Genomic DNA, 11,909 nt, shown 5'->3' with positions numbered 1-11,909 from the left:
TACAAATAAAGCTTGACATCTGTAACAATAGGAGTATAATCTAAGTCAGAAAGATATAGAGGTGATTTTATGAAACGATCTATAATTCGTTGGACTGCAGCCTCTCTTGTGGCTGCATCACTTGGACTTGCTTCGGGAGGATGTGGCACAAAAGCAAAAACTCCTTCTTCATCCGAAAAAGCTTCTAGCTCAAAAGTTGAGAAAAAACCAAAAGCTAGTTTGAACAAGAAAACTACCGTTTCTTCTTCTCAGACAAAAGAAGGGGTCGATTCTTCAAATCAAGCAAGTAATACACCCGCTTCATCTGAAACAAGTAAGGCTGGAGATACCACTTCAACTAATCAAACTGTCGTTCCTGCAGATCTTGTCGGTACTTGGGTAGGATCTAGTCCTCAAGCAGATAGCATCAAAATGACTGTTGAAGCCAATGGGGATATTACAACTGTTGTTAGCTTTAAAAATGATAGTGAACCAACCCGCACAGCTACCTATACTGCAAGAGCTATTCAAGCATCTGGAAATGTCTATTATTGGGACTCTGAAGGACTTGACGGGGCAGATGCACTTCTTCCAGGTATTACCGGTTTAGGAGTTGCAAATTTCCGTTTCAGACCAGGATTTATCCTAGAGGAAGGACACTATACTCCGATAGCCTTTACTACAGATATTAATACAGATTTTGACTATAATAATTACAAAGATTTCCACTTCTCATTGACCAAAGAATAATAGGGCTGGGAATTTCTCCACTATAAAAAGAGAGTGGGACAGAAATCGGTAATTCGTTAGAATTCGATTTCGTCGTCCCACCTCCGCACAGTTGAGCAGGGCTGTAAAAGCTGATGAAATCAGCGTAGTAGAGCCCACTCAACCACTGCGTCTTGCTCGATAATCCAAAGACAATTGAAAGGCTAGGACTTTTGTCCCAGCCTCTTTTTTATGTTTCAATCGCTTTTCCTCATGATTTGGGATTAACCTTACTTCTTAGTCAGGGCCCAGCTCTTAGCCACAAGCCCAAAGAGAAGATCATCTTCTACTCGACCATCCAAAGGAATGCTGATCCAGTACTTCTTATTCATATGATAAGCCGGATAGAAATGGGGTTCTTCTAAGAGTTGGCTAACATGATCTTGTTTAATATTTAAGACCTCAATCTTTCCTTCCTGCCTCGCATCTAGCTTGGACCAGTCTATCTTCATCAAGACGCCAAACCATTTGAGATCCTTTTGATGACGGAAGACACCCGAGTCCGGAGAACGGTCCCAGAGGTATTCGATGGGACGGTCATATTGCTGGCTGATCCAATCCACCAAGCGCTTGGTCTGAGGATACAAAAAATCTTTGACAGCAAAACAGGAGCTTCTGATGTCTTCTAAGGCCTGCTGGCAAGCTTCTCTGACTTGGCCAACATATTGACCAACCATCTGGTCCATATGAAGCTGCACATAGTCGTCGCCTGTCTCCTGATCCACTAGCCAAAAATGCACTTGCTTACCTTGGACAGTCACATAAAGTTTGAAGTCTCCATCCAGGACCAGTTGATCATAGTGAAACTTCTCTCCCTGCTTTGAAAACCCATAAGCTAGGGCTTTTTCTTTGTCTATACTGTATTTCTCAAAATAATCTGGTAAAAACACGCTCTACTCCTTTCCCTCCAGTATACCAAAAATCAAGAAAAAAGAGCTGAGATTTCTTCCTCAACTCATATGCATTTAAAAGACAACACGAGTTCCATGGACCTGATCCACCCCTGGAAGGTCAAGGAAAAGCTGTCGATTCTCCAAAGAGATACCACCACCTGCCAAGATTTCTAACTGGCCATCAGCTAACTGTGCATACTCTTTGTAGCGCTCTAAACGAAGTTTTAAGTCTGTTTCTGGACTTCCAGCTCTCGTTAATAGTCGCGTCACGCCCACTTCCTTCATCCACTCGATACTCGGAGCTTGATCTTCTAAAGGAATCTGGTCAAATGCCATATGCATGGTCAATTCAAATCCTTGGCTGGCTTGGATGAAACGAAGCATGGCATCTTTATCCAGCTGGTTGTCAGCAGTCAAAACCCCAACAGCCAAGCCATCAACACCCAGGTCACGGGCAACTTTCCAATCTTCTAACATAATGTCTAGCTCTTGCTCAGAGTATACAAAATCTCCACCTCGTGGACGAATCATAACGATGACCTTGGCCTGATAATCTTTAGCAAGCTTCACAGCCTCTTTGATCACACCATAGCTTGGAGTCGTACCTCCAACTGCTAAGTTATCACATAATTCTACACGACGCGCTCCTGCTTGAAAAGCCTTCTCTAACAGTGTTATGTTCTCTGCACAAAATTCATATAATGGCATCCTAAATCTCCCTGTATTTGAAATCGTTTTCTTGTTCTACCTTACTCTTTTTTCAATGCTTTGTCAATTAGAAAAACCATCGGCATCATCAGAAACCAATGGTTGATGCTTAATAGGAAATTGGAACGATAATTTGTAATACCATGTTCCCTTTTTCGACCTTCGCAGAATGGATTTGGTAGCCACTTGTCGGCAAGGTCACTTGAATGTGATTCTCTGTCATAGTAGCTCCTGTACCCTCTTGGTTAACTTTTTCAGCAATCTTTGAAGCAACCAAACTACGTGGAATCGGCAGATGTCCAAGACGGGCCCGTTCTAGGTTCAAGGTCAATTGTTGATCCGTCACACTAGCTGAAAAGTCCATGCTCACCATGGTTTCCACCGGTCCCAGTTCAATCGGAACCTGAACATTGATATAGTCTCCATTCATAGCAACTGCTGTATTGAGGAGAGTTTCATCTGAAACTTCTCCAAGCATTCCTTTAATAACTTGGCGCAATTGAGGAGAATTCAGTTGAAGCTCTGTTTGTAGGCCAGAAGCAGTCACGTCTGCAGTAGAGAGGCCTTCTTGAGCCAGATCTACCAGTGAAGTATTCACTGTCACATTTTTAAATTGTTCTTGAGTCGAAACCTTTGCTGGTATCAAGAAAACTGCTAAGACAATAACTAGGAGGAAGGTCAGTCCGATGAGTCGTTTGATCCATTTCCACATATGGTCACCTCTTTTCGTTGTGATGGATAGAAGAGAATTCATCTCTATCACTATTGATCTATTCTTTTTTTAAAATATGACTTCTATTCTACCCTAATTTTTCAAAAAAAGCGAACGAGAGGAATAAGGTGCACATAAAAAAAGAGGTGGGAAAAATCCCAACCCCTATTTGAATGTTAATGGAATTGCATACCACCATCCACGATGATGGTTTGTCCTGTAATGTAGTTTGAATCAGGACCAGCAAGGAAGCTAACCGCTGCAGCGACATCTTCGGGTTCTGACAAACGTTTGAGAGTAATATCTTTAGCGAAAGTTTGCATACCCCATTCGTCATCTTTACCAGCGTTCTTACCAACTTCATGAGCATCATTAAATTGAATAAGATAACTGGTGAATAACTGTGCTTATTATCATGACAAAACACTTATTTCGCCTATTTTTTTGAGGGTTATTTCATGCTACACTTATCATAAGAGAATCAAACAATAAGGAGATCAAACAATGAAAGAATTTATGGATAAATTGAATAACTTACCTAAGCCAGTTCAATATATTATTGCGATCATTATTTTCTTTATCGCGTTTTCCATTTCTAATAGCTTGTTTTAAAAAATGGAAAGAAACAATTCTCATTAAAACAGCACCCTGGATTTATCCAGTGTGCTGTTTTATGTTCCAATTGCAATCAGAATTATTACTTGATATAGTCATTATTAACTAACTATCACTTTCTTCATTTTCTCTGATTTCTTGATGATGCTTCCCATTTGAACGCCACCGTCTTTATAGTTTCTATAATAACGGCCAGCTCCATCTCCAATATAGCTGATCGGTGAGAAAGTATCGCTCTTGAAGGTACCATCTTCGTCAATCAAGTCTTCTTCTACTTCACGACGGGTTACACGAGCGATAATATTGGTCAATGCTCCACATTCGACAAATTCAACAACTTGGCATTCAATGGAAACTGGACAAGCCGTTACCATTGGAGCGTCTACTGTTTCCCCAATTGTATAGTCTAGACCTGTAAGAGCAAACTTGTCCTTGCGACTATTGAAACCAGCAATTTCAACCTCTGTTAAGAGCTCCTCTGTAGGGATATTCACGGTGAACGATCCGTGTTTTTTAATTTCTGTGACGGCATTTCCTTTGGTTCTCATAGCGACTACCATCATACTACCGAGAGTATAGGCTGAACTAGAGGTCGAAATATTATATCCATGCGCATCATCCTTGTATCCTAAGAAAAATACAGGAAATCCAAAATATAATTTACGTGTTTCAAATGTTTGTTTCACACTTTTCTCCTTTTTATTGCTTCTTGTTCCGGAACATCAGGTAGCTTCCGCTAGATCCTGAATTTCACGGGTAAATTGGCCATTTTCTAAGATCAGGATGCGATCACAAATGGCCCGGCACAATTGCTCATCGTGAGCGATGAAGATAAAGGTATTCTGATACTTACCATGAATCTTATAAAGCAATTGTAAAATCTGTACCTGGGTTTTGGGATCCAAACCACTGAGAGATTCATCAAAAATAATGACATCTGGGTTTAGGAGCAAGGTTCTGGCAATGCAAACTCTTTGCAACTGGCCACCACTTAATTCTCTTGCTCTTTTTTCTAGTACTTCTGATGGTAGACGACCTACCTCTTTTAAAACAGTGTCGACCTGCTCCATCGGAAAATCTTTGGGAAGAGCTTCTAGCAAGATTTCTCTCACAGTAAATCGTGGATTGACTGCGTGAAAAGAATCTTGGAAAACGACCAAGATGCGAACACCGTCCTCTTTGATGGAATAGGTTTTGCCATCTAAGAGAACCTGTCCTTGACTTGGCTGTTCAATTCCTAAGATGACTCTTGCCAGCGTAGACTTGCCACTCCCACTTTCTCCCATAATTCCAACAATTTCGCCTTTTTTGATGGATAGATTGCAATGGTCTAATACAGTTTTTCCTTGATAGTTGACCGTAATATCTTTACATTCCAGCATTATTTCTGATCACCTGCTTCAAATCTTGTTCTAAGAATAATTCCTTGGTATAGCTTTCTTTTGGAGCTGTCAAAAGATCCTCAGTTTTTCCAAATTCAACGACTTTGCCCTTCTCCAAGACCAACATATTGCCCCCGAGTTCCCTCGCTAAATAATAGTCATGGGTAACGGTAATAACCGTCTTGTGCTGATCCAGTAAGTCTTTGATCAAGCTTAGGATCATCTCACGATTCACCCGATCGACTGCTGAGGTTGGTTCGTCTAGTATAATCGTTTCTGGATCTAGACATAAGATCATGCCTAACATAATCCGTTGGAGCATGCCTCCACTTAGTTCGAAGGAGTATTGCTGGAGAACCGATTCTGGATTTGCGATCCGAACCTTTTCTAGAACGTCAAGAGCTTTCTTGCGGCATTCACTTTTGGAAAGAGTTGAGTGACTTTTTATGGTCTCATAGAAATGCGTCCAAATCGTTTGAAAGGGATTAAACATGGACATGGGATTTTGAACCAAATAGGCGATCTTTTGCCCTCTAAAGGCGTTCCAGTCTTTGTCTGAAAAAGAATCTAGATGGAGATCCCCATAATGAATCGATCCAGTCTGTTTCATGTTCCGAGGGATAATTCCTATTAAAGCCTTAGTTAAGAGCGTTTTTCCAGATCCACTTTCTCCCACCACTAGCAGGGATTGGCCTAAGGGATGGGTGAAAGAAACCCGATCCAGACGAGACTCCTCCTGATCGACAAGAGAAAGATCTTTAATGATGAATGATTCCATTCTTCTCTCCTTTCTCTTCGATATATTCACCAAATAGGTTAAAGGAAATGACGGTTAAAAAGATAGCTAAGCCTGGTGCGATCATCATCCAAGGCGCCACTCGGAAGTAAGCCCGCGCATCATGCAACATTAAGCCCCACTCCGAAACATTGGGTTGGACTCCAATTCCTAAGAAAGAAAAACCAGAAATCATCAGAATGATATTCCCGATGTTCATGAGAAGAATCACCAGTACGGGCTTGTAGATAAAGGGCAAAATATGGTTTTTGAGGATATGAAATGACCCCATTCCCATGATCTGGGAACTAATCACATAGGGCTCTTGTTTGGTAGAAATGACCAGATTTGTCACAATCCTTGCATAGTAGATCCATTCGATAATGACAATGGCAATGATCATATTGCTCATCCCTTGTCCCAAGATTCCAACAGTAGCAAGTGAAAGAAGAAAACTCGGAAAGGCCATCAAGACATTGGTCAGCCAAAGAAAGGCACCTTCCATTTTTCCTTGATACCAACCTACAACCAAACCTACGATAAAGCCGGTCACTACTTCTAAGACACTAATTGCGACGGCTAAGAATAAGGAATAGCGTGCACCATATAAGAGTCTCGAAAAAACATCTCTTCCCAATTGGTCTGTCCCTAAAAGATGTTGGGGACTTGGACTTAAGAGCTTATTAGAAACATCTACATATTGCGGATCATAAGGCGCTATAAAGGAGGCAAACAAAGCAAGGAAAACCAAGAGACCTAATATGAAAATAGAAAACATCACACTTTTTTTCATGATTCATTACCTCTCTTCCTTACTCGTGGGTCAATCCAGTGGTTGACAGCTTGTGTCATGCCATTATTCAATAAGAATAGCAAGCCAAATAACATCATACATCCCTGAATTAAGGGAGTATCGATCGATCGAATCGCCTCTACAAACAAACTGCCTAATCCATTCCAGGAGAAGACTTCTTCAACAATCAAGGAACCCGTCATCAAATAGACAAAGGTTAGACTTAAACCAGTCGCAATGGATGGCAAAGCATTTCGAAGAATATGATTGGGTAAAAGATAGCGTAGTTTAACCCCTCTCATGCGCGCATTTTCAACATGTGGACTCTCCAACTGGGTCGATACAGCCTTTCTCACCAAGGCAATATATTGGCCAATCAGCGAAAAGCTTAAGGTGATACTTGGTAAGACGATGCTGAGAGGTTCATTTTTACCAGATACAGGCAATAAGCCTAATTTCACAGAAAAAATAAAAATCAACATGTATCCCAACCAAAAGGCAGGCATGGATACCGAGGTAAAGCCAAGGAAGCGCACGCATTTGTCAAAGAAGGAATTGGTCTTCAAGCCACTGATAACCCCAATGGGAATAGAAACGACAATAATCAGAATAAAGGAAGTCACTCCTAAATAAAAAGTGGATAGGAAACGACCAGCAATTAAACTGACAACGGATTCCTTCAGTAAATAAGAGGTTCCAAAGTCCAGGTGAAGAACTTTTACGAACCAAGATAGATATTGTTCAATCCAGGATTTGTCCAAGCCCAAATAGCTTCTTGCATTTTCAAGAGCTGCTGGAGTGATTGGCAAATGCCGAATTCGCAGATAATTCTCTGCTGGATCCTGCGACGTAAATTTTGTGAGGATAAAGGTAATAATAGAGATAACTAGTAAACCACTTATAAAACTAATAATTTTTTTTAAAACAGCTTTCATATCATATAAAACGTAGATCCTAAAACAATGTAATCCGCTTTAAAAGATCAACATTGATCCTCTAAAGCGGAGTTCCATATCAAAATAAAAGGATTGTCACTTTGATGGAGGCCACATTGTCTACTTCATTCAAGACCTTGTCCTTATTTGTTCACTTTTTCGATATAGCGAACTGGAAGGGCATTTTCTTCTGGAGCAAAACGAACATTTTTCAACTCACCTGTACGATAAATAGAGATCACTGACTGATAAGTCAATGGGATATAAACTGCTTCTTCATGGAGCAAGGTCAAAGCTTTCTTATAGCCAGCATCTACTTTATCTTCGTCAGCTTCTGTCAAGGTTTGTTTGATGGTTTCATCCAATTCTTTCTTAATTGGAAGGGATTCAAGAGAAACATTTTCTGGGTGACCATGTGCAGACTCAGCTGTCAATGCTGTCATCCATGCGTGAGGGTCCCATGGAGCTCCCCAAGAGAAAGTGAGCATCATATCAAAGTTCCCTGTTTTCGCATTTGCCCAATAATCGTCTTCTTCCATGGCCGTCAATTTCACTTCGACACCAATTTTCTTCAATTCGCCTTGGAAATACTCTGCAAGATCTTTATCAGTTGCTTTTGTAGAAATGTAAGGGAAATTCAATTCCATCTTCTTGCCATCTTTGGCACGGATTCCATCAGATCCCTTCTTCCAACCAGCAGCATCCAACATTTTTTCTGCTTCTTTTTCGTCAAATGTATATGGTTTTAAGCCAGCATCTGAGTGTGGAGTTGATTTAGAGAAGATGGTATCGGCAGGAGTTTCTGCCCCCATGAACAATTTCTCTGCAATTTCTTTTTTGTTAATGGCATGGTTAATAGCTTTACGAACATTCTTATCTTGGAAGACTTCTTGTTTGGCATTCAAGAGCAACAAGCGAGTAGACATTGGTTGCGAAACATCCGTTGTATATTTCTTATCTTTCTTGTATTGAGCGAAGGTATTTAAACCAATCACACCATTTCCATACAGCAAATCTACTTTTCCAGATTCAAATTCTAAAGCACGTGTTTGGGCATCTGGAATAATCTTGATGGTCACTTCTTTCAGTTTTGGTTTTTCACCCCAGTAGTTTTCATTCCGTGCAAAAGTGATGTATTCGTTAGATTTTTTATCTTTGACCACCCATTGACCAGTACCAATAGGGGATTTGATTTTATTCTTAGTTGTATCATCACCATCCGGGAAGCTGGCATCTGCTAAGAAACGAATTGGACGAATCATAGAAAGATCGTAAAGTGTGGCACTGTATGGTTCTTTAAGGGTAATTTCAAAGGTATGATCATCAACAACTTTGTAACTATCCAAAACATTGGTAAAGTTAAACCATTCATGGTTTCCTTTGTTTTCTTTTGAGAAGATCGTATCGAAATTCCGCTTCACATTGGCTGCGTTGAAATCAGAGCCATCTGAGAATTTGGCTTTTCTCAAGTTGAAAGTATAGGTTTTCCCATCTTCACTAACTTTCCAGCTCTCAGCTAAGGCAGGCTCAATTTTCCCATTGTCTCCATAACGGACAAGACCTTCATACACCAAATCTTGAATAATAAATTGATCCGGGTTGTATACGTGTGGATTGACATCTCCAAAGTCTTCGCCCCAGGCAAGGGTGATTTTATCTTTTTCAGCGCTGCTGTCTGCAGACTTGCCATTCTGCTGGCAGGCAGCTAAACACAAAACTGCTAAACTCGTAACAGCTAATTTCCAAAATTTCTTCATTATAAAAACCTCATGATTGATTATTTTTATTAACACTAGTTTGTAAGGCATCTCCAAATTTTGTAATCAATAAAATGACCCCGATTAAGAAGATGCAAGGAAAAGCGACGATCCAGGGAGCCTCCTGGATATAGGTGCGACCATCATTCATCATGGCTCCCCATTCTGGAGACGGTGCTTGCGCGCCTAGTCCAACAAAACTAAGGCCAGCAATCTCCATGATGATCGTCGAAACATTAAAAGTCATGGTAGTGACAATTTGCGGAAATAAACTAGGAACATAGTAATTTTTGATGGTGTTCCAAAAGTTATTTCCGTACATTTTTGCTGATTGAACATAGAATTCATGTTTTAAACGCAGGGTCAGCGACCGAGTGATGTAGGCATATTTGGTCCAAGCCGTTAAGCCAATCGCTATGACCGTTTGTTGCAAACCTACTCCTAACAGGCTCACAATAGCAATCACTAAGACGATAGATGGAAAGGACTGAAAAGCCGTAATAAACAAGAAAATAGCGCGATCCAACTTCCCACCGATCAAGGCACTGGTCACTCCAATAAAAGAACCAACTAGGGTGACAAAGAGAAGGATCCCAACTGCAGGCACAATGGTTTGTACCCCACCACTTAGGGTTCGAGCAAATACAGAGCGGCCCACGGCATCTGTACCAAACCATTCTTGACTATTGGGTGCTTGGAGGGCATTTCCTAAATGGACCTTGGTAATGCTGTCTCCTAAAAAGAAGGGAGACAGACAAGAAATCAAGAGGACCAAGAGAAGGCATCCAGCCAAGAGATAGAGGTTGCGGTTACTAACTTTTTTCATCGCTTAGCCTCCATTTCCTTTAGGACTAGCCTCTTTCTTAAAAAGAAGGAAGTGGGTTGGTTGCGATAGACGGGCCTTAGGATTTAACCAGGTGATCAAGGCTTGGGTGGTGAAATTAACAAGCAATACCCCAAGTGTAATCACCAGAACAGCTCCTTGGACCAGAGGATAATCCCGATTGACCACAACTGCAATCAGCATTTTTCCGATGCCTGGCCAAGAGAATAAATACTCTATAATGGCAACACCTCCTAACAGAGAACCCAGTGACAAACTCACCAATGTCAACAAAAAGGGAAGGGTATTATACAAGACATCCTTAAAAAGAATGCGACCTTCCGGTATGCCACGTCCTCTTGCGCCTTCTACTGCTGGCGACTGCAGCTCATCAATGATAGCCGTTCTCAATTGAGGAATATAGCGTGTAGACATGGTCAGCGCCATGGTAGAAATCGGTAAAATTAAGCCCCATTCATTTGCGGTTGACTGAATAGGAAACCAGCCAAGCTTGACTGAAAAGACAAGCATCAAGAGAATTCCAATGACAAAACTAGGAATGGCATTTAAAAATGCGCAGACCGTCATTATCAATCGATCCAGTCGACTACCGATATGATAGGCTGCATAAATCGAGAGAGGAAGGGATATGGCAAGGGTTGCCAGCAAGATGTGGATCCCTAGATAGATCGTATTTGGAAAGTAAAAGACCAATTGATCCCAAACTGGGGCTCCTGTACGATAGCTGATCCCAAAATTTCCCTGGAGGATGTTTCCTAACCATCTCAGATATTGCAAAATAAAACTATCGTTTAAGCCCATCTCAGCTCGTTTTATCTCTAGTAGTTCTTTGGTATAAGGAATTCCTTGCGCATTTAAGATACTTTCTGCAGGGTCCCCTTTAGCCAGATACACTAACAAGAAAGAAAGAAAACTAACACAGAGCAGGATCAAAACCATTTGAAATAGTAATTTGATGAAATATCTTGTCATGGCTCCCTTCCTTCTTCCTGATAAGGTTTCATCAACAGTTTGGTGTAGTCCGACTGAGGATTTCGCAAAACGTCTGACATCACCCCATTCTCTTGAATTTTTCCATCTTTTAGTACCATGATTTCATCACAAAATTGGCTGACCAGCGCAATATCGTGTGAAATAAAGAGAAAAGATGTTTGGGAGCTATTCTGAATCTCTTCTAAGAGTTCCATCACTCCCTCTTGGACGGTCACGTCTAAGGCACTGGTGATCTCATCACAAATTAATAAGTCAGGTTGGACCAAGAGAGCCCTGGCAATGGCCATCCGTTGACATTCTCCACCACTTAATTGGTGGGGAAATTGCTGGGCCAGGACAGGATCCAAGCCAACCCTTTCCAGGAGTTGGTGAATCTTCTCTTCCATCTCCTTCTTAGTCTTACAAATCTTAAAATTCTGGCAAACCTCTTCTAAACTTGCTTGTAAGGTCCTTTTGGGATGAAAGGCTTCTTGAGGCTGTTGAGAGATGTACTGGACCTTTTTGTAAAGCTCAAGGTCAGTAAAACTTGTCAGCGATTGCCCCAGAAACTGAATCCTTCCCTCTTGCACATCCAGGAGTCGACTCAGAATTTTGGCAATGGTACTTTTACCCGAACCAGATTCTCCGACCAAACCAAGCCGATGACCCTTATTTAGAGTAAAGGACACATCAAAAACACCAGCCTGATGATGAAGTGGATCTTGATAATGATGAGTGAGATCTTTACATTCGAGTAAATAGGTCATTTGGTGACT

13 protein-coding genes and 1 pseudogene are annotated in these 11,909 nt (G+C 41.1%); 1 reads left to right on the top strand and 13 read right to left on the bottom strand.

Annotation, left to right across the window (positions count from 1 at the left end; genetic code table 11):
• The first annotated feature begins 69 nt into the window (after nucleotides 1-69).
• Nucleotides 70-729: a hypothetical protein gene (locus HMPREF9421_RS06630; RefSeq protein WP_006596245.1), complete on the top strand. Its 660-nt coding sequence runs from the start codon at nucleotides 70-72 to the stop codon at nucleotides 727-729.
• Nucleotides 730-977: 248 nt separating this feature from the next.
• On the opposite strand, the gene HMPREF9421_RS06625 is transcribed toward HMPREF9421_RS06630, so the two are convergent.
• The 13 genes and pseudogenes from HMPREF9421_RS06625 to HMPREF9421_RS06570 form a co-directional block, all read right to left on the bottom strand.
• On the bottom strand, nucleotides 978-1,637 hold the full coding sequence (locus tag HMPREF9421_RS06625; RefSeq protein ID WP_006596244.1) for an MmcQ/YjbR family DNA-binding protein: 660 nt from the start codon (nucleotides 1,635-1,637) through the stop codon (nucleotides 978-980).
• Nucleotides 1,638-1,712: 75 nt separating this feature from the next.
• Nucleotides 1,713-2,348: a copper homeostasis protein CutC gene (locus HMPREF9421_RS06620; protein ID WP_006596243.1), complete on the bottom strand. Its 636-nt coding sequence runs from the start codon at nucleotides 2,346-2,348 to the stop codon at nucleotides 1,713-1,715.
• 109 nt (nucleotides 2,349-2,457) lie between these two features.
• Nucleotides 2,458-3,060 (bottom strand): hypothetical protein, encoded by a 603-nt coding sequence (locus tag HMPREF9421_RS06615; RefSeq protein WP_006597309.1) that lies wholly within the window; start codon nucleotides 3,058-3,060, stop codon nucleotides 2,458-2,460.
• 176 nt (nucleotides 3,061-3,236) lie between these two features.
• Nucleotides 3,237-3,431: pseudogene (locus HMPREF9421_RS10385) on the bottom strand (SDR family oxidoreductase); the annotation flags it as partial.
• A gap of 345 nt (nucleotides 3,432-3,776) precedes the next feature.
• Nucleotides 3,777-4,361 (bottom strand): flavin reductase family protein, encoded by a 585-nt coding sequence (locus HMPREF9421_RS06610; protein ID WP_006596239.1) that lies wholly within the window; start codon nucleotides 4,359-4,361, stop codon nucleotides 3,777-3,779.
• Nucleotides 4,362-4,397: 36 nt separating this feature from the next.
• The gene (locus HMPREF9421_RS06605; protein ID WP_006596238.1) at nucleotides 4,398-5,057 is read right to left on the bottom strand and encodes an ABC transporter ATP-binding protein; all 660 of its coding nucleotides are present in this window, start codon (nucleotides 5,055-5,057) and stop codon (nucleotides 4,398-4,400) included.
• The gene (locus tag HMPREF9421_RS06600; protein WP_006596237.1) at nucleotides 5,044-5,835 is read right to left on the bottom strand and encodes an ATP-binding cassette domain-containing protein; all 792 of its coding nucleotides are present in this window, start codon (nucleotides 5,833-5,835) and stop codon (nucleotides 5,044-5,046) included. The genes HMPREF9421_RS06605 and HMPREF9421_RS06600 overlap by 14 nt, the downstream gene beginning before the upstream one ends.
• Nucleotides 5,816-6,625: an ABC transporter permease gene (locus tag HMPREF9421_RS06595; protein WP_006596236.1), complete on the bottom strand. Its 810-nt coding sequence runs from the start codon at nucleotides 6,623-6,625 to the stop codon at nucleotides 5,816-5,818. Before HMPREF9421_RS06595 ends, HMPREF9421_RS06600 begins: the two co-directional genes overlap by 20 nt.
• Nucleotides 6,622-7,560: an ABC transporter permease gene (locus tag HMPREF9421_RS06590; RefSeq protein WP_006596235.1), complete on the bottom strand. Its 939-nt coding sequence runs from the start codon at nucleotides 7,558-7,560 to the stop codon at nucleotides 6,622-6,624. The genes HMPREF9421_RS06595 and HMPREF9421_RS06590 overlap by 4 nt, the downstream gene beginning before the upstream one ends.
• 143 nt (nucleotides 7,561-7,703) lie before the next feature.
• Nucleotides 7,704-9,317, bottom strand: coding sequence for a nickel ABC transporter substrate-binding protein (nikA, locus tag HMPREF9421_RS06585; protein ID WP_040803030.1), 1,614 nt, complete (start codon nucleotides 9,315-9,317; stop codon nucleotides 7,704-7,706).
• A gap of 10 nt (nucleotides 9,318-9,327) precedes the next feature.
• On the bottom strand, nucleotides 9,328-10,143 hold the full coding sequence (locus HMPREF9421_RS06580; protein ID WP_006596233.1) for an ABC transporter permease: 816 nt from the start codon (nucleotides 10,141-10,143) through the stop codon (nucleotides 9,328-9,330).
• A 3-nt stretch (nucleotides 10,144-10,146) separates the two neighbouring features.
• Nucleotides 10,147-11,133, bottom strand: a complete 987-nt coding sequence (locus HMPREF9421_RS06575; RefSeq protein ID WP_006596232.1) for an ABC transporter permease — start codon at nucleotides 11,131-11,133, stop codon at nucleotides 10,147-10,149.
• Nucleotides 11,130-11,900 (bottom strand): ABC transporter ATP-binding protein, encoded by a 771-nt coding sequence (locus tag HMPREF9421_RS06570; protein ID WP_006596231.1) that lies wholly within the window; start codon nucleotides 11,898-11,900, stop codon nucleotides 11,130-11,132. The genes HMPREF9421_RS06575 and HMPREF9421_RS06570 overlap by 4 nt, the downstream gene beginning before the upstream one ends.
• Between the last annotated feature and the right edge of the window lie 9 nt (nucleotides 11,901-11,909).

The organism is Streptococcus australis ATCC 700641 (assembly GCF_000186465.1).
GTDB lineage: Bacteria > Bacillota > Bacilli > Lactobacillales > Streptococcaceae > Streptococcus > Streptococcus australis.
The sequence above is the reverse complement of the archived record's forward strand: the minus strand, read 5'-3'. Positions and strand labels throughout refer to the sequence as shown.